Consider the following 22821-nt stretch of genomic DNA (forward strand, 5'->3'; position numbering starts at 1 on the left):
CAGACGTGGCGCCCAGGGTGCGGGGCTGGGGCCAAAACGACCCCCGACACGGTGTGGGCGCCCGCGTCAGGCGACGGAGCAGCGCGACCGTTAAAGTTGAAGCATGCCCCCGGCTTCTCCGCCCCTGCATGCCAGGGCGGCCATCCCCAAGGCGCTACCGCATGAAGTGGTGCGGCAGGCGGCGCTGGAACGGCTGTCCCAGGTCCATACCCCCTGCACCGTACTGCTGGCCGCGAGCGGGTACGGCAAATCCACACTGCTGGCCCAGTACGCGCGCAGCACCCGGCGGCGGGTGGCCTGGCTGACCGCCAGCACCGGCGACTGTGAGGTCCAGCAGCTGATGCAGAGCCTCAACCGGGCCTTCGCGGGCCGCAGCAGCGTGGAGGTGCCGGCGGCTTACTGCGCGTCGCTGGACGGCTTTGCTCAGGAACTTGTGCGGCAGTGGGGCCAGGAAGACCTGCTGGACCTGATTATTGACCACGCCGAGCGCATCAGCGGGCTGCACGGGGCCTTTTTGGCCAGTGTGGTGGACATGATGCCCGAGGGCCACCGCTTGATTCTGGCGGGCTACGACCTGCACGGCTTTCCGCTGGCACGCCTGAGTGCAGCGGGGCAGGTGGACGTGCTAACCCAGGCGCAGCTGCGGTTTTCCCCCGAAGAAACAGCGCGTTACATGGAGGCCCGGGACTGTCCGGAACTGGCGGCGCCGCTGCAGCAGGCCACCGATGGCTGGCCGGTGGGACTGGCTCTGGGTGTTCTGGACCCTGGGCGCCATGTCGACGCCGACGATCTGCTGCGTGACGTGCTGGCAACCCTGCCCCCACCAATTCAGGTGGCGCTGCCCGATCTGGCGCTGCTAGAGGAATGGAACGAGGCGAGTCCTGGTGGGCTGGGGGTGGCGATGCCCGACCACTGGCTGGTCACTGTGCGCGGGGCGGGCCTGCCCCTGACACCACTGGGGCGTGGCCTGTACCGGCCTCATGGCCTGCTCCTGGGCCTGCTGCGCCGGCAGCTGGAGCGCGATCCGGCCCGGGCCCGCACCCGCTATACCCAGGCTGCCCAGCAAGCCATGCGGGCGGGTGACCTGCTCAGTGCGGCGCGCTTTGCCGCTCTGGCCGGTGATGAAACGCTGCTGGAACATGCCGCTGCCCGCCTGTTTCCCACGCTGCGCTCCAACCTGGAATTCGCCTTGCTGACCGAAACGACGGCGCTGCACCCAGGCACTCCCCCACTGTGGTGGCAGGAATACGCTGCGATTGCCCGCATTGAAACCGGAGAAGTGGCCGCTGGGCTTCAGGATTTGCATGCGTTGCAGCGCGCTGGACAGCTTGGCGCGCTGGGGTACGCGGCGCTGTCGCTGCAAGCGGCGCGCGCTGGCGATCTGGATGCCCAACTGCGCTACGCCGAGGAAGGCCTGAACCACCCCGACGCCCACCTGCACCCCCATCTGAATCTGCAAAAAGCTTCGGCTCTGATTTCTCTGGGGCGGCTGGAAGAGGGCCTGAGCGTGACGGGCCACCTGGTGGCCGAGGCGCGGCGCCGCGCCGCCCCGCTGGACGAAGCCAACAGCCTGAACTATCACCAGTACGCCCTGCAAATGCTGCGGCGCTGGGATGAGCAGGAAACGGCACTAGAGCGCGCCCGGACGTTGTTCCACGACAACGGGCGTCCGGCCAGCGCCCTGCAGATTGACACCAAGCGCATTGATACCCAGTTGCTCCAGGGACGGCTGGAAGAAGCCGAGGCCCTGCTGCGGCAGTCGCTGGCGCAGGCCGAGCGCAGTCAGCCGGTTCATCTGCCTGCCCTGTACCAGTCGCGCGCACGCCTGTTGATGGCGCGCGGACAGTGGCCAGAAGCGGCCCAGGCGTTGCAGGCGGCACAGCAGGTGGTGGAGCGGCAGGGTCTGCATGTGATGCGGCCCTTCTTGCACTTCAATACCTTCGACCTGTATGCCGCTCAGGGCGAAACGGCGCTGGCCGAGGCGCACTATCAGCAGGGGCTGGACACCGCGACCCTGCCCATGTTCCGTGAGCGACTGACGCCGCTGTACACCGGTCTGCGCGCGTTCGATCAGGGTGATGACGTGGCCGCCCGCCGGGCGCTGACCCACATGGCCGAATCGGGTGTGGACCGGGCCCACGTGTTGCGCGCCCACCTGTTGCTGCTGGCGCTGGATGCCAGGGCAGGCCGGCTGAATCCTGCGCAGCTGGAAGCGTTGGTCCCCGCCCTGCGCGGCGTTGATCTTCAGGTGCTGTGCGCGGCTGATCAGGTTCGGCTCCGCCCGCTGATGGCCCGGCTGGGCACCCAGAATGCTCATTTCCTGCGCGGCATGGAGCAGGTGCCAGTCCTGCCCCAGCAGCCAACCTTTGAACTGCATGTGGGGCGGTATATCGAGTGCCGTCTGGAAGGACGGGTGCTGAAGTTGCCGCTGGCTAAATCGGGCGAACTGCTGGTCTGGCTGCTCTGGCACGGCAGCGGCACCCTCAACGAATTGCGGAGCGATCTCTGGGACGGCTCACGCGATCCCCGGCACCACGAATACTTCCGGGTGGTGGTGCGGCGCCTGCGCGCGCTGTTCAGGGAAGCCGCGCCCCTGGAGGTAGATCCGCTGCCCTACCTGCATGGGCGCTACCAGTTGCATCCCGATCTGCCGATCACCTGCAACCTCCTGGAAGCCCGGGAACAGGCGCGCAACGGCCAGTGCCGGGCGCTGCTGATCCTGCGCCCGCAGGACCTGCTGAGCGATGTGGACGCAGACTGGGCGCAGCAGATTCGCGACACCCTGAGCCAGGAGCAGGTGCAGACGCTGGGCACCGTGGAAAGCACCGTGGCTCAGCAGGACCCAGCCCAGGCCATCGCGGTGTTGCGCGAGGCTGTGAGGGTGCACCACGACCAGGAAGCCTTCCACCTGAGCCTGATTCGCGTGCTGACCCGCTGGCAACCCGATCAGGCGCCGGCAGCGTATCAGGCGTACGCCCAGATGCTGGACCAGCAATTTGGGACAGCGCCGGACCCCACCCTGCGCCGGGAACTTCAAGACCTGGGCCTGCGCGTGTAGGGCGGCGCGTGCAGTCAGGCCCGGTCGGCACCCTGGGACACCCGCTCTGTCCCAGCTCATTCCCACCCCCCGATCTACCGTAGGGGCATCAAATTCACCCCAAGGAGATCCACCATGCGCCACATCAAAGCCGTTCTGATGCTCTGCGTTCTCGCCGGTTTCTGCGCGCCCACCGTTGCGGCTCCTGCCTCGGCGCCCCAGGCCAACACAGTGGAGGATCTGATGCCGTCCTGGCCCCCGATTGGCTGGCCTCCTGTAGGCGGCGTGGATACGGTGGACCAGACACGATGACGGCGGCGATGCTGCTGGATATCCGGCGCGCCAGCTTCCTGATTCGCAGCAGCATCGAAGCAGTGCAGCGGGAACAGAGCCTGCACCTGGGCGCCCTGCTGCAGACACTGCACTGCACCGAGAACCTCAGCGAAGCGTTGAGTGCGCTGCACACCTTGCAATACACCTTGCGGCAGTACCCCGATGACCGCTTTATCGTGGCTCAGAGCCACCTGGAGGTGCTGGCCGAAGCCCTTCGCGTGGCCCAGGATGACGCGCGCCAGAGCCCTGAGCTTCTCCAGCAGCTCCTCCTGAAGAAGGGGATTTGAGTGCAGGGACGTTCAGGACGCCCAAAACCGGTGGCTCGATGCTGCCGGTCGGCCACCTGAGGACAGGCCATGAGCCCCGGGTCTCCCCACGGCTCATGGCCTTTGGCTTCTTGCCCTGAGACGGACTGCCGTCCATCTCTGCACCATTCAGGAAAGGGCTGGGTGATCTCTACCATCGGCGCCTCTCGGCTCCGTCTTCCGGACGTCCGTTCCCTTGCCTTCTCTGCTGTGCAAGGCTGCGAGTCCTTCCGGCCGAAACAAGCCCGTTACGCGTGACGGGCTTGTTCGGAAGCCGCATTACCGCTTGACCGTGTACACCGTGGCGCTGCCGCTCTGGCCCAGCAGGCCCGAGCCCACCAGCAGTTCGGTGCCGCCGGCGTTCCACACCAGCAGCGAGGTCTGCATGCCAAAGGCGCCGGTGCGCGTCAGCAGGGCGCCAGTGGCGGTGTCGTACAGCTGCAGGGCGTTTTGCGCGTCGCTGGTCAGCACGGCCAGCAGCTTGCCGTCGGGGCTGAAGCGCAGGGCGCGCACGGCCCTGGTGGCGACCAGGGTTTTAAAGGCGGTGGTGGCGCCGGGCTTGATCAGGGCAATGCGGTCATCCTTCTCGGTGCCGTACAGCACGGCCAGGGTGCCGCCGGGGCTCTGCTGCAGGTCATAGACCTCCGCGTCGGCGGGCAGCTTGAAGACTGGCGTGCGCTTTTTGGTGGCCAGATCGTAGCGGAAAGGATCGCCCTCGTGCGGGGTGATGATCAGGCCCTTGCCGTCCAGGGTGGGCACGGCGCCGTGGATGTCTTCCACCTTCAGCTGCGACTCGGTGACCTTGCCCAGCAGCTTGCCGCTGCGGCCGTCCAGCAGCGCCGCGCCGTAATAGCCGCTCACTGCCGCCAGCTGGCCGCCCGGCGAGGTGCGCAGCGTTTCGTACTCGGCGTCCTCGTCCAGGGTCTCCAGCCGCGTGATCTTACCCGCGCGGTACACGTTGACCGTGACACCCCCCAGGGTCCACACGCTGTCCCCAGCCGCCTCGGCCGACCAGATGGTGCGGGCGCCCACGTTCAGCGCCGTGCCCGTCTTCAGGTTGATGAACTCATTCACCCCGGCGTGCGGCACGCCCCCCACGAAGGCGCCCACCAGCGTGTTGCTGGACGGCAGGGTCACCTGGGGGCGCGCCGGGGCGCCCAGGTTGGCGGTGCTCAGGCGGCCCACGCTGCGGCCCAGCGACAGCACCGTGCCGTCGGGGCCGGCCACCAGGGGCCCGGCGGCATCGAACTCCAGGGGGTCACCAACGGTCTCGCCGCTCTGGGCGTCGTACAGCTGGCCTTCGCCGTACAGGGCATACACGAACTGCTGCGGGTTCAGGAACACCACGCTGCCACGCGCCGAGAGGTCCTCGCCGCCTTCCAGCGCGGTGGCCGCCTGCCCGGCGCGCAGCAGCAGAGCCTGTTCGTCCAGCCGGACCACCGCCGTCTCGCCGCCGGGGGCAAAAGTGGCCGCCACCTCGTAGGGCTCGCCCTCCACCGGGGCCTTGGCCAGCACCTCGCCGCTGGTCAGGCGCACCAGTTCCACCTGATCCTCGTACAGGGCCACCAGCAGGGTGCCGTCGGGGCTCACGGCGATGTCGTACAGGTCGCCGTCGCCCAGCACCGACTGGCGCTGCCCGCTGGCGATGGTCACCCGGTACAGGGTGCCGTCGTCCAGCACCAGCAGGTTGCCCTGAGCGTCAAAGCCCAGCCGGGTGTCGTAGGTGCTCTGGCCGCTGCGCACCTCGCGGCCGGTGGCCGTGTCCCACACCGACCAGCGGCGGCGCGTCATGGCGGCCACCCGCGCGCCGTCGGGGCTGGCCACCAGTCCGGTCACCTCGTCTTGCAGGGTGTACCAGCTGCGCACGGTCTTGAGGTTCTGGTCCAGAATCAGCACCCCGTTATCGGCGTTCACGGCCACCTGCCCGCCGGGCAGAAAGGCGGCCACGCGGCTGTTGGCCCCGGGCACGGTGTACACCTTGGGGTCCGAGAGGCTCAGGGCGCTGGCGGCGCTGCCCAGCGTCAGGGCGAGGCCCAGCAGGGCAGCAAACGGGGTCTTGGGCGTCATCAGGGCCACTGTACAGGGGCGGCGACGGGCCCGTGTGCTGGCTTGCGGGGCCCCCCTCTGGGGGCGCAGGGGCAAAGACCCAACGAAAAGACTCAGCGACCAGGGAGCAGGGCCTGGTCGCTGGGTGGGGTGCGGTCTGGCGTGCCGGCTTAGCCCTGCGGCTCCAGCGCGCGGGTCAGGGCCTGGGCCAGCGCCTGCGGCTGGGCCTTGCCGCCCGTGGCACGCATCACCTGGCCGGTGAAAAAGCCCATCAGGGCCACCCGGCCCGCGCGGTAGGCCGCCACCTTGTCGGGGTGGGCGGCCAGCACCTCGGCCACCGCCGCCGCCAGCGCCTCTGCGGACAGGGCGCCCCCCAGGTTCTCGCGCTCAATGATGCCCAGCGGCGCCTCGCCGGACGCGGCGGCGCGGGCCAGCACCTCGCGCGCCACGCGGGTGGTCAGCTCGCCCGCCGCCAGTCGCTCGGCCAGGGGGGCGAGGTCGGCGGCCTGCACCTGCACCGTGCCCGCCCGCAGCCCCGGCGCAAGGTCGTTGACCGCCCACGACACCACCTGCCCAAAGGTGGCCCCGGGCGCGGCCCCCTGGACAAAGGCCAGCAGCGCCTCGTCCCGCGCGGCGGTGCGCGCCTCGGCTTCGGCGGCGCCCAGCCCGGTCAGCCGCGCCGCCTCGGCCTCTTGCTCGGGGGTCAGCGGCGCCGGGGCCGCAGCGGGCGAAGCTGGTTTCTCGCCCCCGGCCTTTTTCTCGACCCCTTGACCCTTCGACTCCTGGGCGTTCTTGCCCTTGCTCTGGCCCTCTGCCGCTGGCTTTCCGCCCTCTGTCTTGCCTGCCCAAGTGTCCTTCAGCGTGATGATCCGGCCGAACACCAGCGTGCCGGGGCGGCTGTCCACCGGGTCGCGCCAGAAGTAGCCCTGGCGCTCGAACTGGTACCGGGTACCTTCGGGGTCGTGCTCCACGCTGGGTTCCACAAAGCCCCGCGTCACCCGCAGGCTCTCGGGGTTCAGGTACCGCAGGAATTTCGTGTCCAGGGGCGCGGCTTCGTCCTCGTGGCCAATGCCTTCGGGATCAAAGGGGGGATTTTCGGGTCCGGCCGCCGTGTCCTCGGGGTTGGCGGCTTCCGGGTTGGGCACCCGGAACAGGCGGTCATACAGCCGGAATTCGGCCGGCAGGGCACGCTCGGCACTGACCCAGTGAATCACCCCGCCCGCCTTGGCGTCCTCGCCCAGCAGGGTGGCGTGAATATGGGTCACCTGCCCCTGCTCGTCCACCTCAAAGCGGTCGGCGCGGATAATCCCGGCGCCGCGCAGGCGCACGGTGCCGCCGGGTGTCAGGCGCTTGTAGCCCTTGGGGGGCTCGGGGTGAAAATCGTCGCGCTCAATGTAGAGGTCGCGCGTCAGGGGCACCGGGCGGGTGGCCTGCTCGGGGGCCACGCGCTCGCCCGTGGGCCGCGCCACGAGGCCATCCGGGCTGTCGCGCACCACGTCAAAGGGCCAGTACGGCAGCTGAAGGAGCTGCGCGGTATCAAGGTTACTCAGGGTCAGGCGCACCGGATCCAGCACCGCCATCACACGGGGGGCGCGGTGGTTCAGGTCGTCGCGCACGGCGTTTTCGTACACGCTGATGTCCACGGTGCGGTTGGTGCGGCTCACGCCGATCTGGGCGGCAAAGGCGCGGATGGCTTCCGGGGTCACGCCCAGGCGGCGCTGCGCACGCAGGGTGGGCATACGGGGATCGTCCCAGCCGCTCACGGCGCCCTTTTCCACCAGCTTGCGCAGCTTGCGCTTGCTGGTGATGGTGTATTCCAGGCCCCGGCGCCCGAACTCGTACTGGTGGGGCCGGGGCTCAAAGCCCAGGCGCTCCATCAGCCAGTCGTAAATGGCGCGGTTGTCCACGAATTCCAGCGAGCACATGGAATGCGTGACGCCCTCAATGGCGTCTTGCAGTGGGTGCTGAAAGTCGTACATGGGGTAAATGCACCACGCGTCCCCCGCGCGGTAGTGGTGCCCGCGCAGAATGCGGTACAGCACCGGGTCGCGCAGCTTCATGTTGGGGCTGCCCAGATCAATCTTCGCGCGCAGCACATGCTCGCCGTCGGCAAACTCGCCGGCCCGCATGCGGCGCAGCAGGTCCAGGTTCTCTTCGGGCGTGCGGCTGCGGTAGGGGCTGGGGGTGCCGGGGGTATGGGGGTCGCCGCGCAGCCGGGCCATCTCGGCGCCGCTCACCGAATCCACGTAGGCGTCGCCCTGCAGGACCAGTTGCTCGGCGTAGGCGTAGTAGCGCTCAAAGTAATCGCTGGCGTAATACAGGTGTTCGCCCCAGTCCCAGCCCAGCCACTGCAGGTCCTCGGCAATGGCGTCGGCGTATTCCTGGGTGGCCAGTTCGGGGTTGGTGTCGTCCATGCGCAGGTGGTAGCGCCCGCCGTACTGCACAGCCGTCTGAAAATCCAGAAACGACGCAAAAATATGCCCCAGGTGCGCGTAACCGCTGGGTTCGGGCGGAAAGCGGGTGACGATCTGCGGGTATTTGCCAGCCTTCAGGTCGCGCTCAATGATCTCGGTAATGAAATTGGGGGCCACGCGCGGGGCGCCGGGCGAAGGGGCAGCAGGGGAGTCGGGGGCCGTCATACCCCGTAGGATAGCGGCCCCCAGGTGGAGGGTTTCGCACCGGGCGCGGAAATCTCTCGGCACGCCACTGAACCGTGGCCAGAGGAGGAGCGAGGTCCTCTTGCTTGCTCCCCGCTCTACTGCGCCGCTGTTTCAGGCCGCGCGGTTGACCTTCAGATCAACCGCGCGCGATTCATACGGATTCCGGATCATCCGTTGCAGCCCTTCCACTTCGGTACACCCACAGGGGCAACCCGGTGCCTCCACGCCTCTCTGCGAGCCCCTCCGGTCGGGTTCATCCGTTCTTCCAGCACTGATGAACCGGAAGCCTGACCAGAGCGGCGGCCAGTTCTCCCCTGGGATCCGCAAGCGGCCCCTCAACTCCACTTCCGCCGCTGTCTCCGACAGGCACTCACTTCGTTCGCCCCAGAGACCTTGCGGGGGTCTGCCCTCAAGGTCTCCGGGTTCTGTGGTCACTTCAGAGTGCCCAGCGCCTGCCGGGCCTGGGCCTGCACGTCGTGGTCCAGGGCGCTGTCGGCGTTCAGGGCGGCAGCGCGCGCCAGCACCGCGCGGGCCTGGGGGTCGCGCAGCAGGGCCAGGGCCAGCCCCGCGTGGGCCTGCACGAACACGGTGTCCGGGGCGGCGCGCGCCGCGCCCAGCGCCAGGGTGCGGGCGCGCTCTGGGTTGCCGCCGCTGAACATGCGCGCCCGCGCCCAGGCCCCGGCGTGCCACTCGGCCAGCACCGCCTGCAGGTCGGGGCGGCCGGGGGCCAGCGCCAGGGCGCGGTCCAGGGCGGCTCGGGCCTCGTGGGCGGTTTTCAGGGCGCCCAGGGTGTAGCCCCCGGCGCGCGCCTGCAGCCCCAGGGCGCTGCCCAGGGCCAGGGCGGCGTCGGCGTTGTGGGGCTGCTCGCGGCTGGCCTGCCGCCCACTTTCCACGGCCCGCGTCACCCAGAGCGTGCCCCCGGCCCGGTACTCGGCCTGCGCGGCGGCGGCGCGGCTGGCCGTCAGCGGATCGTCGGCCGCACGCGCCGCGTCGTAGGCGCGGGCGTACTCGCCGCTCAGTAGCAGTCCCGGCGCCCCTGCCACCACCTGGGCCCCCGCCAGAGAAACCATCAGAACAGCTGCCAATGCGCCGCGCTTCACGGGCCCCACCCTAGCGGGCGGACGTGAAGCGCGGCTGATGGTGGCGTGGGGCGGGCTCAGGCGGCGGGCTGCTCGGTGGGGGTGTCGGCCTCGGCGCCCCGGCGGCCCCGGGCCGGGCGCTCGCCCGCAGGCTCGGTGGGCGCGCCCGTAATACGGCTCAGGGTGGCTTCAAAGGCACGCAGGGCGTCGCTCTCGCCCAGTTCGGCCACGGCGCGGGCGTTCAGGGCGCCCAGTTCCTCGCGGGTCACGGCGTATTCGGGGGCTTCGTGCCCTTTCAGGCCCTGCAACACGCGGTAGGCGGTGGTGGCCTCAATGGTGGCGCCCTTGGCGGTGGTCACCTGGGCGTCACTGTGCATCTCAGCGCCGATCAGGGTGATGCTCGCGGGGCTGATCAGGGTCACGCGGTCGCCGCGCTCTTCCATGTGGGCGGCGAGTTGCAGCAGGCCGCGCAGGTCGAGCATGCGGTGAAACAGCTCCAGGTGGGCCAGCATGGCTCCGGCTTTTTTCAGGGTGTCCATAGCTGCATTATTCTGCCCTGGGCAGAATTGTCAAGGTCTATTACGAGAGTATGAAGATCCCTCTGCACACAAACGGGGCCCGGAGGCCCCATCTGCACGCGGTGGTTCTCAGTTTTGGACGGTGCTGCGCCCCGCCAGCGTGAGCTTGACCTCCAGCGGCTTGCCGTCGCGCAGCACGCTCAGGGTGATGGTGTCGCCGGGCTTGTAGGCCCGCACGGCAAACTGAAACTCGCTGAAATTCACAATGCGCTTGCCGTTCACGGCGGTCACGATGTCACCCGAGACGCGTTCGGCGTCAGCATTCAGCACCAGGGGCCGCAGGCCGGCCTGCGCAGCCGGGCTGCCAGGGCTCACACTGGTGAAAAAGGCGCCGGGGGTGTCTCCCAGCTTCAGCAGCGGCGCCAGTTCGCGGAAACCCTCTGCGGGCAGGAAGAACAGATTCGAAAAGGGACCACCCAGGAAAATGCCGATGACCGGGGCGTCCAGCTTGGCGCCCGCTTTCAGCTGCGCCAGCCGGGGGTCGGTGGCCGTTACCGGCACCGCGTAGGACTGCGGCTGGCGCGACTGCGGGCGGAGGCTGATGTAGCTCACGATGCCGGTCAGTTCGCCCCGGGCGTTCACCACCGGGCCGCCGCTGTCGCCGGGCACCAGCGGCGCATTCAGTTCCAGGGTGCCGGGCGGAAAGTCCGCGCGCCCCGCATCTGAATCCAGGCCGGTCAGGCGGCCCACCTTGGTCTTCAGGAACGCGCCGTTCCCGTTGCCAATCGCCAGGGCAATGTCGCCCACCGCCGGGCGCGCGGCGGCGAGGCGCAGGTACGGTGTGCCCGCCGGGACTGAGACCCGCAGCAGCGCCAGATCGTCCTGATCGTTGTAGCCCACCACCTGGGCCACGTAGCGCGTGCGGTCTTCGGTCTGCACGCTCAGAACCGTGGCGCCCTGAATCACGTGATAGGCCGTGAGCACCAGACCGTCAGGCGAAATCAGCACGCCTGTGCCCACGCCGTCGCGGCTGGTACACGTGGGGGTAGAGCACTGTTCTACACGCACGGTAGCGGGGCGCACCTTGGCCACCAGCCCCTGCAGGGTGGCCTGCTCCTGCGTGGTCAGGGGCGAGGCAGGCGCCAGCGTGCGCACGCGGCGGTCCTGAACACTTTGCGCCTGAGCATTTGGCGTTGGGGCCGAGGTGGGGTTCTGGGGCGAGGCACTCTGCTGGGCGCCGCCTGCCGACAGCAGGGCAGAGAGCAGGGCCACAAGGAAAGGGCGGACAGCGCCGCCCGCAGCTGACCTGAGGTTCATGGCGCATTGTCGGTCAGCGGCGGCCGGCATGCTGTGGCCAACATTTCTATGTGACTTGGGGCAGATTTCATGCAAATGACAGCCTTTTTCATGATAGGGCGGTGTGCCCGGCGGCGCATGGTCAGCGCTCGGGGTCGCGGCCGGGCAGTGGGGGGCGTAGGCCCAGTTGGCGCTCAGTCAACACGCTCAGGCGGGCCAGCACGGCGGGCCCACTCCAGCCAGTCACGCAGGCGGCGGCCAGCAGCAGCGCGGGGGCCACGGGGGCTGGCAGCGCGGCACTCAGCAGCGCTGTGACGGTCAGGGCGGCCACGCCAGCGGCCAGGGCCTGGGCAGCGGTGCGGCGCAGAGGTTGTCGCCCCGGGCGGGACAGCACGCGGGTCAGCTGGGTAAAGCTGCCCGCCACGAAGGCCAGCAGCAACAGGGGGGCCAGGGCGCTCAGCGCGGGGGGCAGGGAAGACGGGTCAGGCATGGTGGCCTCCGACGGCAGGGAAAAAGGGGCCCACGAACGAACGCGGTGCGATCTGCTGTCAGCATAATATGTCTATAGTCATAAAACAAGTCGCCGGTATGCAATCCCTCTCGGGGCAGGCGTTTACACTGCGCTCATGACCACCACCGTGCCCGGCAGTGATGTGGCCCTCTGGCTGCGCGAACAGCGGCGGCGCCAGGGTCTGGGGCAGGCCGAACTGTGCGCCCGCACCGCGCAGCACGGCGGCGAGGCCGGACGCGTGACCCAGCCGTATCTCAGCCGCCTGGAACGGGGCGAGCGCGCCCTGAGTGCCCTGACCCCCGAGCGGCAGGACGCCCTGCGCCGGGCGCTGAACCTGTCGCTCAGCGAGTGGACCGCCCGCACCGGCCTGCGGCCTCTGGCACCGCACCCCAGCGAGGACATCCTGAGCACCCTGGAACTGGTGCGCGTGCCGGTGCGCGCCCTCGCCACGGCCGGCCTGCCCACCGCCGAGGCCGAGGGCCGCGTGATTGATTACGAACTGGTGCCCCTGCGTGACCACCGCCCCGGCATGCTGGTGCTGGAGGTGCAGGGCGACTCCATGAGCACCGAGGCGGGCGGGATTCGCCCTGGAGACCGCGTGTACGTGGACCCCGGCGACCTGGACCTGCGCGAGGGCCGCATTTACGTGCTGCATGTGCCGGGCCTGGGCCTGACCGTCAAGCGCCTGCGCCGCTACAGCGATCACCTGTGGCTGAGCAGCGATAACCCCGACCACCCGCCCCTGAAGCCCGAGGAAGCGACGGTGGTGGGCCGTGTGTACTTTCACCAACCGCGCGGCCAGCGGCTTTAAGGCAGGCGAGGCGGGAGGAGACGGCCCAAGGCGTTGAGGGCTCCTTTTCTGGTCACGGGGGCCTCGTCTGCGGTGCCGCTTTGGCTATCGGCCTGAAGCGTTGTTGGAGCGCCCCAGATGGCAGCCGTCGGAATGATCCGTCCGCAGAGGGGGCCCACTCTCTGCGGCACGGCACGGGTCACTGCGGTCGGGTCAGCCGGCCCGGCCTGAACCGTTGCGGGCTCAGCGGTGGTCTTACAGCCTCCGCCGAATTCGTCCTGAGGCCAAAAAGCCGCCCTTCAACTCCGCCCGCGCCGCCTGTCTCTGGTGGGGACCCCGCAGAGCGGTGGAAGGTGCATCCCACCGCTTTGGCTTTTGCTCTCAGACCAGCGGCGGCAGGCTGAGGGTGCGCTGTACTGGGCGCACCACGCCGCTGCGGCCGGCGGTCCAGTCGACCAGTCCGGCTTCGGCGTCTGGCAGCAGAGGTTTGGGAAGGGCACCGGGGGCAAACCAGCCCAGGGCGGTCAATTCGGCCGGATCGGGGCGCGGGGTGCCGCCCAGAACCCGCGCGGTAAACACCCAGGCCAGAATGTCCGGCCAGCCGCCGCCCTGTAGGCGATAGACGCCCACCACGCCGCTCAGTTCCACGTCCAGCCCCACCTCTTCGCGCACTTCTCGCACGGCGGCTTCGGGGGCGGTTTCGCCGGGGTCTACCACGCCGCCTGGAAAGCCCCACAGGCGCAGGCCGTAACTCTGCTGCACCAGCAGCACCTGACCCTGGGGGTTGGTCAGCAGGGTGGCGGCACACTGGTGCAGCGACATACCCCCACCATAGAACGCCCGGCCCCGCTACAGTGGCGGCCATGACCCAAGGGCCCTGCGGCGTCTTTGTGTACGGCACCCTGATGCCCGGCGAGCGCAACGCCCACGTGGCGGCGCTGGGTGGCTCTTTCCGCGCCCAGCGCGCGGTGCTGCGTGGCTTTGCCCTTTACCACCTGAGCCCCGAAGCTTACCCCGCCCTGGTGCCGGGCCCCCCAGAGGCCCAGGTGCGCGGCCAGCTGCTGAGCTACACCCCCGAAGCGTGGCGTGAGGCCCTGCCCTTTCTGGACGACCTGGAAGGCCTGCACGACGCCCCACCCCTGTACACCCGTCAGCTCGTGACCCTGCACCTGGAAGGTGGGGGAGAGGCGCCCGCCTGGGTATACGTGTACGCCCGCACGGGGCGGCTGGGGCAGCCCGGCGCCGTGGCGGTCCCGGGCGGCGACTGGCGCGCCGTGCCGCACCGCGACCGCCCGGCCCCCGGCGAGCGGTAAAGCATCAGCGCCGCAGGCATCAAAAAACTGCCACCCCAAAGCAGGGTGGCGGTGACCATTCAGTCGGGGTTTAGCGAACGATGCGCTGGCCGCGACGAATCTTGAGCTGATCGGTCAGGGCGATGTACTCGTCGTAGTTGGTGCGCTCCAGGTACTTCAGGAGGCGGCGGCGCTGGCCGTTGAGCAGCTGCAGGCCGCGCTGACCATGCTTGTCCTTCTTGTTGGCGGTCAGGTGGGCCGACAGGTTGTTGATGCGCTCGGTCAGCAGGGCAATCTGCACGGTGGTGCTGCCGGTGTCGGTGCCGTGCTTGGCGTGGGTCTGGATGGTCTGCTTCTTGTCGATCATGGGTGATGCCTCTCTTGTTATGAACGTCCCGCACGCGCCAGCCCGGCAAAAACGGGGGAGAACCCCCGGGGCCTGACCGTTCGCGGCGGCAAACGCGAGGATAGCACGCCCGGGCACAGAAGCAAGCGGCCTCACCTTGACACGGGCCCCCCTCGCCCCTAGTATGGCTTCGCCTCTCTGAGATGCTCGGGTGGCGGAATTGGTAGACGCGCACGTTTGAGGGGCGTGTAGCTTAGCTGTGTGGGTTCAAGTCCCATCCCGAGCACCACAAGCGCCGGCACTCTGATCAGGGTGCCGGCGCCGTTTTGTGCCCTTGTGCCGGTGGGCGGCGCTCTGGCCTCTGTTCCCAGCGCACCTGTGCTATGCTTCCGCCTGCATTGCTGGCGCAGCGCAGCGTGAACGCCTGAACCTGGTCAGGGCCGGAAGGCAGCAGCCATAAGGGATGATTCGCGGGTGCCGCTGCTCACCGGCAATGCTTTTTTAGTGCCATCAACGCGCGCGGCCCGTCCTAAAGAGGGGCCGCGCGCTGTTGTGAGGCTGGCGAGCTTCTTACCGGGTCAGGCGGTCCAGGTCGCTCTGGGCCTGGCGTAGGCGTGCCTGCCGGGCTTCGCGCTCGGTGTACACGTGGGCGTGGGGGGTAAAGTGCTCGGTCAGCGGGGCAGGGTCGCCCACCTCGTGCCCCAGGGTGGGGCGCAGAACCGGGTGCAGCAGCGACAGCAGGGAGACGGGGTCCTGGCTCATGGGCCCAGGGTCGCGCTCGCCTGTCACCGTGGGGTCTGCGCCGGGTCAGGGGCCCGTCAGCCGCCACGGTCAGCGGGTCTTGGGCTGCAGCACCAGCGCCTGGGTTTCTTTCACCACCGCCAGTTCGCGCAGTTGCTCGGGGTCCAGGTCGCCGGCCCCAGCCAGCGCCTCGGCCTTTTTGCGGTCAATGGTGGCCACCTCCAGCGCGGCGGCGTCGCCGAAGGTTTCCCGGAAGCGGTCCACGGGGTATTCCACCCGCCGCGAGACCTTCAGGGCGGCGCGGTACAGCTCGGTTTCGGCCTGCTGCCCGGTCTGCAGCGCAGCCTTGATGCGCGCGCCCAGTTCGTCGCGCTCGGCTTCCAGGCCCAGCAGGGTGTCGCGCAGCGTGGCGTAGCGCTCCAGCAGCTCGGCCAGCGAGAGGTCGTCGGGTTCGCTCATGGGCCCCAGGATAGACCCGGTGCAGCCCGGCCGGCGGCGCGGACATTACCATGCCGCGCATGGATGACACCGCCGAACACACCGCCTCTGACCTGGAGCGTCGGCTGCTCGACGCCATCCGGCGCGGGGCCAGCATGGCGGACATCGCCAACCTGAAAGAGTCGGACGTGGCCACCCCCGAGGCGGCCATTCGGGCCCTCAAGGACGGCAACGCGCGCTTCTTCAGCGGGCACGCCACCCGCCCCGAGGTCAGCGCCAACGAGCGCCGCGCCCAGATCATGGGGCAGACCCCCTACGCGGCGGTGCTGGCCTGCAGCGACAGCCGCGTGCCGGTGGAACTGGTGTTTGACCAGGGGCTGGGGCAGCTGTTCGTGGTGCGCGTGGCGGGCAACGTGGTGGGGGAATCCGGCCTGGGGACGCTGGAATACGCCATTCGCCACCTGGACGTTCACCTGATCGTGGTGCTGGGTCACGAGGCCTGCGGCGCGGTGGCCGCCGCCCTGCTGCCCGAATCCCAGATTGCCGAGGAACCGCCCCATCTGCAGGCCCTGATCCGGCGCATTCAGCCCAGCCTGCGCGCCATGTCGCCCATCCGTGACAAGAAGGCCCGCATGCGCGAGGCGGTGCTGCACAACGTCCGCCATCAGGTGCACCGCCTGCGCGGCGAAGCCCTGATCCGCGCCGCCGAGGCCAGCGGCCAGATCCGCGTGATCGGCGCCTACTACGAGATTGGCAGCGGCGCCGTGGATTTCCTGACCGAAGAAGAGGACTTAAGGCCATAGGGCGGCCTATAGCAAATGGTCAATGGCAGATGGCCGATGGCAGGGGCAACCCTGAGCCATCGGCCATCTGCTATCAGCCTTGCGCTCTCCGCCTAAATCACAAACTCGCCGTTCCGCATCACCGGCTCGCGGCCACCGTCTTTGGTCAGGCCGTCCACGTTCATCTGGTCGCTGCCGATCATCCAGTCCACATGGGTCAGGGAGTCGTTGCCGCCCTTGGCCAGGAATTCGTCCAGAGTCATGTCCACCCCGCCGCGCACGTTAAAGCGGTAGGCGCTGCCAATGGCGATGTGGCTGGCGGCGTTCTCGTCGTACAGGGTGTTGTAGAAAAACAGCCCCGAACGGCTGATAGGGCTGGAGTGCGGCACCAGCGCCACTTCGCCCAGGCGGTGGCTGCCTTCGTCGGTCTCGATCATCTTCAGCAGCGCGGCCTCGCCCTGCTGGGCGCTGGCCCCGGTGATCCGGCCGCCCTCGAACTGAATGCGGATGCCGTCAATCAAGGTGCCGTTGTACGACAGCGGCTTAGTGCTGACCACGGTGCCGTCCACCCGCTCGCGGTGTGGGGCGGTCCAGACTTCCTCGGTGGGAATGTTGGCGGTGAAGGTGACGCCGCCCGGGGTATCGGCCGCGCCGCCGCCCCAGACGTGGTCGTCGGCCAGCCCCACCGTCAGGTCGGTGTCGCCACCCTGAAAGTGCAGCGCGTGGTACCCCTTCTCGGTCAGCAGGTCGCGGCGGCGCTTCAGGTCGGCCAGATGCGCCTGCCACAGCGCCACCGGGTCGGGCTGGTCGGCGCGGGTGGCGGCGAAAATCGCGTCCCACTGCTTCTCTACGGCCTCTTCTGCGCTGGCGTCTGGGAACATCAACCCCGCCCAGCCCGAAACCGGCGCGCTGATCAGGTTCCAGTTCAGGCGGTTGGTCATCACCTGCGCGGTGTAGGGGCGGCGGTAAGCGGCCAGGGTGCGCTGGTGGGTGGCCACGCGCTCGGCGTCCACGCCGCCCAGCAGGTTGGGGTTGGTGGCGCGGATGGCGATCACGGCTCCGCCCGCGTCGGCGGTTTCGATCTCGGCGTCCACCCGCCACTTGCTGATCTGCTCAAAGGAACCATCCGGGGCCAGTTCAAAGCGGGCCAGCTGCACGTCGTCGTCGTCCCAGCGCACGTCCACGAAGCTCGCACCCGCCGCGTAGGCCTCGCGCACCACCAGTCGGGCCAGCGCCGCCGTTTCCACCGGGGCCTGTACCAGCACCCGCTGGCCCTCACGCACGCCCAGACCCACCCGCACCGCCAGCCGCGCGTAGTTGCGCAGTTTCTCGTCAAAAGAAAGTGTCATGTCAGGGTGCAGGATAGCGGGGCCCAGGGCCAGGGCGGCTGCCGGGGCCGGACACAGCCCTTGACGGCTGCCCCCCCGTTGCCTATAGTTCTGTGGCTGGCCGTCGAGGCGTAGCGCAGCCTGGTAGCGCACTACCTTGGGGTGGTAGGGGTCGTGAGTTCAAATCTCGCCGCCTCGACCAGCAGAGAAGCTCCTCTTAGAGGGGCTTTTTTCTTTTTTCTGTAGGGGGCTCGGCGGCTGTTTGATAGCCCAGAGAGAACGCATACGGAACGGCCGGTCAAGTGCCGCAGAGGGCCACCCCTGGAGGTCACTCTCCTTACGCGGGCTAGGTCATCTGGCGGCGGCGCGCGGTGGGGGCGCTGGCCTACACTCGGGCGCATGACGGAACAGGGCTCGGTGGTGCGGGCGGCGGCGGCGGCGTATCCGGTGGATTTTCTGGAGGGCTGGGCGGCCTACGAGGCCAAGCTCTCGCGCTGGGTGGGGGAGGCGGCGGCCCAGGGCGCGCAGCTGCTCGTTTTTCCCGAATACAGCCCGCTGGAACTGATCAGCCTGCTGCCCCGCGACCTTCACCACGATGTGTTGGGCATGCGCCCGGCGCTGCAGGCCTTCCTGCCCGAGTTCCTGGCCCTACACGCCCGGCTGGCCCGCCAGCACGGCGTGGGGATCGTGGCGGGCAGCTATCCGGTGGCCCAGGGCGAGGGCTTTGTGAACCGCGCCTACGTGTTTGGCCCGGGCGGCACCCAGGCCCACCAGGACAAGCTGCTGATGACCCGTTTTGAGGCCGAGGAATGGGCGATTGCGCCCGGCGAAGGCGTGCGTGTGTTTGACCTGCCGCTGCCCGGCTGGACGCTGCGCTTTGGCATTGCCATCTGCTACGACAGCGAGTTCCCCACCCTGGCCCGCCAACTGGCTGAAGCCGGCGCGGAACTGCTGGTGGTGCCGTCGTTCACCGGCAGCCGCGCCGGGTACACGCGCGTGCGGGTGGGCAGCATGGCCCGTGCGCTGGAAAACCAGTGCTACGCCCTGCACGCGCCCCTGATTGCCAACGCCCCCTGGACCTACGCGGTGGAAGACGCCCACGGGGCCGCCGGCATTTACGCCCCCGCCGATAACGGCCTGCCCGCCGACGGCGTGGTGGCGCAGCGCGGCTGGAACGAGGCGGGCTGGCTGGTGGCCGACCTGGATCTGGCCCTGACCCGCCATGTGCGCGCCGACGGCCACGTATTGAACTGGCGCGACCGACAAATAGGCCAGAGCCGCCCCGGCCCCGCCGAGGTGGTGCCCCTGGCGGCCGAGGTGCCCGCGTGACCGCCCCCAGCATTCGCCGCCTGACCCTGGCCGATGCCCCCGCCTACCGTGAGGCCCGTCTCGCTGCCCTGCGCGCTGACCCCGACGCCTTTGTGACCACCGCCGAGCACTTCGCCGCGTGGCCGGCTGAACGGCTGGCCGAGCGCCTGGCCCCGGACGCCCCCGGCGTAACCCTGGGCGCCTTCCTGAAGGGTGACCTCGTGGGGCTGCTCACCCTGATGCGCGAGCAGCCCCCGACCCAGGCGCACCGCGTGAACATTTTCAGTGTGTCGGTGGCCCCGGCGGCGCGCGGGCAGGGCGTGGGCGAGGCGCTGGTGCGCGCAGCCATCGCCGAAGTGCAGACGTGGCCCGGCGTGACCGCCCTGAACCTCGCCGTCATGGACACCCAGCACGCCGCCCGGCGCCTGTACGAACGCTGCGGCTTTCGCGTGTGGGGCACCCAGCCGGACGCGGTGCGCCGGGACGGGCGGGTGCACGCAGAGCACTGGATGTGGCTGCCCCTTTAGCTTTCAGGGTGTGGGCCGAACTGGAAACTGGCTGACCTGTGCCTCCCACTGCGCTATCAGCTTGCGCAGATCCTCCTCGGTGAGGGGAAAGTCGAGCCAGCATTCCAAGATCTCACCGGTTTCTGACCAGGCTGGTGAATGGTTTAGTTCATGGGCAAAGGGCGGCAGATACTCTGAACTCAGCGTGACGCGTAGGTGCAGCTGATCGTCCCGCTCAGGGTGTCTGAACCAGGGCGAGCGGGCCGCGATCATCAAGCAGGGTTCGGTGAAGGACTCCTCGCTGCTCAGCACGGCCCCCTGCCAGCCAATAAAGGTCGGGGCGTGTTCTGCCACCTCTGTCAGCCAGGTCCCCAGCCGCTGCGCCTCCTGCGCGGTCAAGCAGGGGTCTACCACCTCCCAGAGCCGGCCATCTGGCAAAGACAGCTTTAGCCGCACATTCAGCCAGTTGGCATCCCATTCGTCTGTGGCCTCCGGGAACTGGTAGTCCAGGATTTCGAGAGACAGGTGAAGTCCACCACCGTTCTGCAGCTGCATGTCTCTTGATTTTACCCGTCCCTGCCGCACGGACAAACTCGCCCCCACGCCCGTACACTGCCCCCATGCCTGTCACCCTGTCCGACCGCCTGAGCGCCGAACTCTCCGGCCTGCGTGAAAGTGGCCTGCTGATCAGCCCGCGCGTGCTTGACGCCCCGCAGCACGCCCGCACCACCGTGGACGGGCGCGAGGTCGTGAACCTTGCCAGCAACAATTACCTGGGCTTTGCCGACCACCCGGCCCTGAAGGCTCGCGCCGCCGAGTACCTGGAGAAATGGGGCGTGGGCGCCGGGGCCGTGCGCACCATTGCGGGCACCCTGCGCATTCACGAAGAACTCGAAGAGCAGATTGCCGGCTTCAAGCACACCGGCAGCGCGCTGGTGCTGCACAGCGGCTTTTCCACCAACCAGGGCGTGCTGGGCGGCCTGCTCAAAGAGGGTGACCTCGTGGTCAGCGACGAGCTGAACCACGCCAGCATCATTGACGGCCTGCGCCTGACCAAGGCCACCCGCAAGGTCTTCAAGCACGCCGACCCCGAAGACCTGGACCGCGTGCTGCGCGAGAACCCCACCGAAGGCCTGATCATGGTGGTCACCGATGGGGTGTTCAGCATGGACGGCGACGTGGCGCCGCTGGACAAACTCGTTGAGGTGGCCCGCAAGTACGGCGCCGTGACCTATGTGGACGACGCCCACGGCAGCGGCGTGATGGGCGCGCAGGGCCGGGGCACGGTGCACCACTTCGGCTTTGAATACGCCGACGACGTGATTCAGGTGGGCACCCTGTCCAAAGCCTGGGGCGGCGTGGGCGGTTACGCGGCCGGGCACGCCAACCTGCGCCAGCTGCTGATCAACCGCGCCCGGCCCTACCTGTTCTCCACCGCCCAGGCCCCCGCCACCGTGGGGGCCCTGGCCGCCGCCCTGGACGAGGTGCAGCGCGACCCCACCCTGATGGAGCGGCTGTGGGACAACACCCGTTTCTTCAAGGCGGAATTGCAGCGCCTGGGCTTCGACACCTTTGGCAGCGTCACGCCCATTACGCCGGTCATTTTCGGGGAAGCGCCCGCCGCTTTCGAGGCCAGCCGCCGCCTGTTCGACGAGGGCATTTTCGCTGTGGGGCTGGGCTTCCCAACCGTGCCCCGCACCCTGGCCCGCATTCGTAACATCGTGACCGCCGAGCACACCCGCGACGATCTGGAACAGGCCCTGGCCGCCTACGAGAAGGTGGGCCGCGCCCTGGGCACGATTGGAGGCTGATGGATTACCGGATTCGGGCCTCTGTTGACCCGCTCGCGCTGGGGCAGCTGCGTGAGGTGGCCTGGGGCGGCGACGATGATGGCCAGGGCTGGCCGGCCATATTGTCCCGCTCGCTGACCTGGGTTACCGCCCATGACAGTGACGTGCTAATCGGCTTCGTTCATGCCGCTTGGGACGGGGGCGTTCATGCCTTTTTGCTGGACACCACCGTTCACCCGGCCTGGCAGCGGCGCGGCATCGGGACCGAACTGGTTCGCCGGGCGGCAGCTTCGGCGCGCGATCTGGGCGCCCAGTGGTTGCACGTGGACTACGAACCGCATCTGGCTGGCTTCCATGCGGCCTGCGGTTTTAGGCCGACAGCAGCGGGTCTGCTGCGGCTGAACTGACCAGGGTTCCCTCCTGTCCCGGGCGGCGCGCCCTATCATGCCCCCCATGACCAAGCGGCCAGCGGTGGGCGACCGGCAGGACAAGGGGCAGGACGTGCAGGCGATGTTCGCCGCCATTGCGCCCCGCTACGATCTGCTGAACCGGGTGCTGAGCCTGGGCGTGGACCGGGGCTGGCGCCGCGCGGCGGCCCAGGAGGCGCTGGCCCTGCAGCCCCGCCGCGTTCTGGACGTGGCCACCGGCACCGCCGACTTTGCCTTGGAACTCAAGAGCCGCGCCCCAGCAGCCGAGGTGATCGGCAGCGATTTCGTGCCGCAGATGCTGGCCATTGGCCGCGAGAAGGCCCAGGCCCGCCACCTGAAGATCGCTCTGGAAGAGGGGGACGCCCTGAACCTGCCCTACCCCGACGGCCACTTTGACGCCGTGACCTGTGCCTTTGGCTTTCGCAACTTTGCGGACTACGAGCGCGGGCTGGCCGAATTCTGGCGGGTGCTGGCGCCGGGGGGCCGGGCGGTGATTCTGGAGTTCCCCCCGCCCCGACCCGGGCTGTTCGGGGCGCTGTTCCGCTTTTACTTTCAGCATGTCCTGCCGCGCATTGGCGCGCTGGTCAGCGGGAACGCCGGGGCCTACACCTATCTGCCCGAAAGCGTGCTGGCCTTTCCCGAGCCCGCTCGCCTGGAACGCATGATGCAGGCCACGGGCTTTCGCACCCGGCACCGGCTGCTCACCTTTGGCATTGCCGCCATTCACGTGGGCGACAAGTTGTAGGGCTCAGCGGCTGGCGCTGAGAAGCCGGCCCTGGCCCAGCCACAGGCGCAGGGCGCAGGCCATCAGCAGGGCGCCCAGCGGAAAGGGCACCGCGCCCAGGTCCATGCGGGCGTCCACCCCCCGCGTGAACGACCCGAAGCGCCCGCGCACCTCGCCTGCGTAGTGGCGCAGGTTGACGTCCAGGCCATCGGTGAAGGTGCCGTAGCGGCCCGTTACCGTGTCCGGGGTGAAATTCAGGGTCACGTCCACGCCCTCGGTGTAGCCCCCCAGGCGCACGGTCATCACGCCCGCTGCAATCTGCGCGCGCACGTCAAAGCCGTGGGTGATACCGCCCACGCGGCCCAGCAGCACGCCCTCGTCAATCCACACCGTCACGTCGGTGCCGTCTGTGTAGCCGCCCACGCGCCCCTTCAGGCGCTCGCCGTCCCAGGTGGCTTGCAGGGCCACCCCATCCGCAACACCGCCGAAGCGGCCTGAAAGAGCATCCATACGGGGATTATGGGTGATGGCCGAAGGGTGAGGGAAACGGGCCAAGTCAGAGA

Annotated in this window: 23 protein-coding genes, 2 tRNA genes and 1 other RNA gene; 13 read left to right on the forward strand and 13 right to left on the reverse strand. The window is 68.9% G+C overall.

Features of this window, described 5'->3' with window-relative positions; genetic code table 11:
* The first annotated feature begins 103 nt into the window (after positions 1–103).
* A complete protein-coding gene (locus tag KMW22_RS11920; RefSeq protein ID WP_221090270.1) occupies positions 104–3058 on the forward strand; it encodes a MalT transcriptional regulator family protein in 2955 nt (984 codons plus the stop codon).
* A gap of 287 nt (positions 3059–3345) precedes the next feature.
* Positions 3346–3657, forward strand: coding sequence for a hypothetical protein (locus tag KMW22_RS11925; protein WP_221090271.1), 312 nt, complete (start codon positions 3346–3348; stop codon positions 3655–3657).
* A 297-nt stretch (positions 3658–3954) separates the two neighbouring features.
* On the opposite strand, the gene KMW22_RS11930 is transcribed toward KMW22_RS11925, so the two are convergent.
* The 6 genes from KMW22_RS11930 to KMW22_RS11955 all read right to left on the reverse strand — a co-directional run bounded on the left by KMW22_RS11930 (position 3955) and on the right by KMW22_RS11955 (position 11764).
* A complete protein-coding gene (locus KMW22_RS11930) occupies positions 3955–5742 on the reverse strand; it encodes a WD40 repeat domain-containing protein (protein WP_221090272.1) in 1788 nt (595 codons plus the stop codon).
* A gap of 149 nt (positions 5743–5891) precedes the next feature.
* Positions 5892–8360 carry a glutamine--tRNA ligase/YqeY domain fusion protein gene (locus KMW22_RS11935; RefSeq protein WP_221090273.1) on the reverse strand — a complete coding sequence of 823 codons (2469 nt, stop codon included), beginning with the start codon at positions 8358–8360 and terminating at the stop codon, positions 5892–5894.
* Between the two features lie 452 nt (positions 8361–8812).
* Positions 8813–9481, reverse strand: a complete 669-nt coding sequence (locus tag KMW22_RS11940; protein ID WP_221090274.1) for a hypothetical protein — start codon at positions 9479–9481, stop codon at positions 8813–8815.
* Positions 9482–9537: 56 nt separating this feature from the next.
* Positions 9538–9999: a multidrug DMT transporter gene (locus tag KMW22_RS11945; RefSeq protein WP_221090275.1), complete on the reverse strand. Its 462-nt coding sequence runs from the start codon at positions 9997–9999 to the stop codon at positions 9538–9540.
* 108 nt (positions 10000–10107) lie between these two features.
* The gene (locus tag KMW22_RS11950) at positions 10108–11250 is read right to left on the reverse strand and encodes a S1C family serine protease (protein ID WP_328774682.1); all 1143 of its coding nucleotides are present in this window, start codon (positions 11248–11250) and stop codon (positions 10108–10110) included.
* A 166-nt stretch (positions 11251–11416) separates the two neighbouring features.
* Positions 11417–11764 carry a hypothetical protein gene (locus KMW22_RS11955; RefSeq protein WP_221090277.1) on the reverse strand — a complete coding sequence of 116 codons (348 nt, stop codon included), beginning with the start codon at positions 11762–11764 and terminating at the stop codon, positions 11417–11419.
* A 136-nt stretch (positions 11765–11900) separates the two neighbouring features.
* Here KMW22_RS11955 and KMW22_RS11960 point away from each other — a divergent pair, with 136 nt between their 5' ends.
* Complete coding sequence (locus KMW22_RS11960; protein WP_221090278.1) at positions 11901–12596, forward strand: XRE family transcriptional regulator; 696 nt, start codon at positions 11901–11903, stop codon at positions 12594–12596.
* Between the two features lie 360 nt (positions 12597–12956).
* Here the strand turns inward: KMW22_RS11960 and KMW22_RS11965 are convergent, their stop codons facing one another.
* On the reverse strand, positions 12957–13397 hold the full coding sequence (locus KMW22_RS11965) for an NUDIX hydrolase (protein WP_221090279.1): 441 nt from the start codon (positions 13395–13397) through the stop codon (positions 12957–12959).
* Positions 13398–13438: 41 nt separating this feature from the next.
* On the opposite strand from KMW22_RS11965, the gene KMW22_RS11970 reads away from it, so the two are divergent.
* A complete protein-coding gene (locus KMW22_RS11970; RefSeq protein ID WP_221090280.1) occupies positions 13439–13888 on the forward strand; it encodes a gamma-glutamylcyclotransferase family protein in 450 nt (149 codons plus the stop codon).
* A 70-nt stretch (positions 13889–13958) separates the two neighbouring features.
* Here the strand turns inward: KMW22_RS11970 and rpsO are convergent, their stop codons facing one another.
* Positions 13959–14234: a 30S ribosomal protein S15 gene (rpsO, locus tag KMW22_RS11975; RefSeq protein WP_221090281.1), complete on the reverse strand. Its 276-nt coding sequence runs from the start codon at positions 14232–14234 to the stop codon at positions 13959–13961.
* 184 nt (positions 14235–14418) lie between these two features.
* On the opposite strand from rpsO, the gene KMW22_RS11980 reads away from it, so the two are divergent.
* Together KMW22_RS11980 and ffs are read left to right on the forward strand one after the other, a co-directional pair.
* Positions 14419–14502 (forward strand) — tRNA-Leu (locus tag KMW22_RS11980).
* Between the two features lie 109 nt (positions 14503–14611).
* Positions 14612–14710, forward strand: an RNA gene (gene ffs, locus KMW22_RS11985) — signal recognition particle sRNA small type.
* 73 nt (positions 14711–14783) lie between these two features.
* Here the strand turns inward: ffs and KMW22_RS11990 are convergent.
* Together KMW22_RS11990 and KMW22_RS11995 are read right to left on the reverse strand one after the other, a co-directional pair.
* The gene (locus KMW22_RS11990) at positions 14784–14975 is read right to left on the reverse strand and encodes a hypothetical protein (protein ID WP_221090282.1); all 192 of its coding nucleotides are present in this window, start codon (positions 14973–14975) and stop codon (positions 14784–14786) included.
* A 69-nt stretch (positions 14976–15044) separates the two neighbouring features.
* The gene (locus tag KMW22_RS11995) at positions 15045–15413 is read right to left on the reverse strand and encodes a hypothetical protein (protein WP_221090283.1); all 369 of its coding nucleotides are present in this window, start codon (positions 15411–15413) and stop codon (positions 15045–15047) included.
* A 59-nt stretch (positions 15414–15472) separates the two neighbouring features.
* Between KMW22_RS11995 and KMW22_RS12000 the strand changes: the two genes are divergently transcribed.
* Positions 15473–16195 (forward strand): carbonic anhydrase, encoded by a 723-nt coding sequence (locus tag KMW22_RS12000; protein ID WP_235692891.1) that lies wholly within the window; start codon positions 15473–15475, stop codon positions 16193–16195.
* Between the two features lie 92 nt (positions 16196–16287).
* Here the strand turns inward: KMW22_RS12000 and KMW22_RS12005 are convergent, their stop codons facing one another.
* Positions 16288–17523, reverse strand: coding sequence for an aminopeptidase (locus KMW22_RS12005; RefSeq protein WP_221090285.1), 1236 nt, complete (start codon positions 17521–17523; stop codon positions 16288–16290).
* 104 nt (positions 17524–17627) lie between these two features.
* On the opposite strand from KMW22_RS12005, the gene KMW22_RS12010 reads away from it, so the two are divergent.
* The 3 genes from KMW22_RS12010 to KMW22_RS12020 all read left to right on the forward strand — a co-directional run bounded on the left by KMW22_RS12010 (position 17628) and on the right by KMW22_RS12020 (position 19337).
* A tRNA-Pro gene (locus KMW22_RS12010) sits at positions 17628–17704 on the forward strand.
* A gap of 197 nt (positions 17705–17901) precedes the next feature.
* A complete protein-coding gene (locus tag KMW22_RS12015) occupies positions 17902–18831 on the forward strand; it encodes a carbon-nitrogen hydrolase family protein (RefSeq protein WP_221090286.1) in 930 nt (309 codons plus the stop codon).
* Positions 18828–19337 carry a GNAT family N-acetyltransferase gene (locus tag KMW22_RS12020; RefSeq protein WP_221090287.1) on the forward strand — a complete coding sequence of 170 codons (510 nt, stop codon included), beginning with the start codon at positions 18828–18830 and terminating at the stop codon, positions 19335–19337. Before KMW22_RS12015 ends, KMW22_RS12020 begins: the two co-directional genes overlap by 4 nt.
* Before the next feature lie 3 nt (positions 19338–19340).
* Here the strand turns inward: KMW22_RS12020 and KMW22_RS12025 are convergent, their stop codons facing one another.
* Positions 19341–19871 (reverse strand): WapI family immunity protein, encoded by a 531-nt coding sequence (locus KMW22_RS12025; RefSeq protein WP_221090288.1) that lies wholly within the window; start codon positions 19869–19871, stop codon positions 19341–19343.
* A gap of 65 nt (positions 19872–19936) precedes the next feature.
* Between KMW22_RS12025 and KMW22_RS12030 the strand changes: the two genes are divergently transcribed.
* The 3 genes from KMW22_RS12030 to ubiE are packed head-to-tail and all read left to right on the forward strand — an operon-like array spanning position 19937 to position 22279.
* Positions 19937–21127, forward strand: coding sequence for a BioF/Kbl family PLP-dependent acyltransferase (locus KMW22_RS12030; RefSeq protein WP_221090289.1), 1191 nt, complete (start codon positions 19937–19939; stop codon positions 21125–21127).
* Positions 21127–21513 carry a GNAT family N-acetyltransferase gene (locus tag KMW22_RS12035; protein WP_221090290.1) on the forward strand — a complete coding sequence of 129 codons (387 nt, stop codon included), beginning with the start codon at positions 21127–21129 and terminating at the stop codon, positions 21511–21513. The genes KMW22_RS12030 and KMW22_RS12035 overlap by 1 nt, the downstream gene beginning before the upstream one ends.
* A gap of 46 nt (positions 21514–21559) precedes the next feature.
* On the forward strand, positions 21560–22279 hold the full coding sequence (gene ubiE, locus KMW22_RS12040; RefSeq protein ID WP_221090291.1) for a bifunctional demethylmenaquinone methyltransferase/2-methoxy-6-polyprenyl-1,4-benzoquinol methylase UbiE: 720 nt from the start codon (positions 21560–21562) through the stop codon (positions 22277–22279).
* 3 nt (positions 22280–22282) lie between these two features.
* On the opposite strand, the gene KMW22_RS12045 is transcribed toward ubiE, so the two are convergent.
* On the reverse strand, positions 22283–22768 hold the full coding sequence (locus KMW22_RS12045) for a hypothetical protein (protein ID WP_221090292.1): 486 nt from the start codon (positions 22766–22768) through the stop codon (positions 22283–22285).
* Positions 22769–22821: the final 53 nt, after the last annotated feature.

The organism is Deinococcus aquaedulcis (genome assembly GCF_019693445.1).
GTDB lineage: Bacteria > Deinococcota > Deinococci > Deinococcales > Deinococcaceae > Deinococcus > Deinococcus aquaedulcis.

What these genes read in the sequence shown, in the direction of transcription:
- KMW22_RS12000 (WP_235692891.1), top strand. Translation starts at nt 15,473, where the DNA reads ATGGATGACACCGCCGAACACACCGCCTCTGACCTGGAGCGTCGGCTG.
- KMW22_RS11930 (WP_221090272.1), bottom strand. Translation starts at nt 5,742, where the DNA reads ATGACGCCCAAGACCCCGTTTGCTGCCCTGCTGGGCCTCGCCCTGACG.
- KMW22_RS12005 (WP_221090285.1), bottom strand. Translation starts at nt 17,523, where the DNA reads ATGACACTTTCTTTTGACGAGAAACTGCGCAACTACGCGCGGCTGGCG.
- KMW22_RS12045 (WP_221090292.1), bottom strand. Translation starts at nt 22,768, where the DNA reads ATGGATGCTCTTTCAGGCCGCTTCGGCGGTGTTGCGGATGGGGTGGCC.
- KMW22_RS11970 (WP_221090280.1), top strand. Translation starts at nt 13,439, where the DNA reads ATGACCCAAGGGCCCTGCGGCGTCTTTGTGTACGGCACCCTGATGCCC.
- ubiE (WP_221090291.1), top strand. Translation starts at nt 21,560, where the DNA reads ATGACCAAGCGGCCAGCGGTGGGCGACCGGCAGGACAAGGGGCAGGAC.
- KMW22_RS12030 (WP_221090289.1), top strand. Translation starts at nt 19,937, where the DNA reads ATGCCTGTCACCCTGTCCGACCGCCTGAGCGCCGAACTCTCCGGCCTG.
- KMW22_RS11965 (WP_221090279.1), bottom strand. Translation starts at nt 13,397, where the DNA reads ATGTCGCTGCACCAGTGTGCCGCCACCCTGCTGACCAACCCCCAGGGT.
- KMW22_RS12015 (WP_221090286.1), top strand. Translation starts at nt 17,902, where the DNA reads ATGACGGAACAGGGCTCGGTGGTGCGGGCGGCGGCGGCGGCGTATCCG.
- KMW22_RS11945 (WP_221090275.1), bottom strand. Translation starts at nt 9,999, where the DNA reads ATGGACACCCTGAAAAAAGCCGGAGCCATGCTGGCCCACCTGGAGCTG.
- KMW22_RS11990 (WP_221090282.1), bottom strand. Translation starts at nt 14,975, where the DNA reads ATGAGCCAGGACCCCGTCTCCCTGCTGTCGCTGCTGCACCCGGTTCTG.
- KMW22_RS11935 (WP_221090273.1), bottom strand. Translation starts at nt 8,360, where the DNA reads ATGACGGCCCCCGACTCCCCTGCTGCCCCTTCGCCCGGCGCCCCGCGC.
- KMW22_RS11955 (WP_221090277.1), bottom strand. Translation starts at nt 11,764, where the DNA reads ATGCCTGACCCGTCTTCCCTGCCCCCCGCGCTGAGCGCCCTGGCCCCC.
- rpsO (WP_221090281.1), bottom strand. Translation starts at nt 14,234, where the DNA reads ATGATCGACAAGAAGCAGACCATCCAGACCCACGCCAAGCACGGCACC.
- KMW22_RS11995 (WP_221090283.1), bottom strand. Translation starts at nt 15,413, where the DNA reads ATGAGCGAACCCGACGACCTCTCGCTGGCCGAGCTGCTGGAGCGCTAC.
- KMW22_RS11920 (WP_221090270.1), top strand. Translation starts at nt 104, where the DNA reads ATGCCCCCGGCTTCTCCGCCCCTGCATGCCAGGGCGGCCATCCCCAAG.
- KMW22_RS11925 (WP_221090271.1), top strand. Translation starts at nt 3,346, where the DNA reads ATGACGGCGGCGATGCTGCTGGATATCCGGCGCGCCAGCTTCCTGATT.
- KMW22_RS12035 (WP_221090290.1), top strand. Translation starts at nt 21,127, where the DNA reads ATGGATTACCGGATTCGGGCCTCTGTTGACCCGCTCGCGCTGGGGCAG.
- KMW22_RS11960 (WP_221090278.1), top strand. Translation starts at nt 11,901, where the DNA reads ATGACCACCACCGTGCCCGGCAGTGATGTGGCCCTCTGGCTGCGCGAA.
- KMW22_RS12025 (WP_221090288.1), bottom strand. Translation starts at nt 19,871, where the DNA reads ATGCAGCTGCAGAACGGTGGTGGACTTCACCTGTCTCTCGAAATCCTG.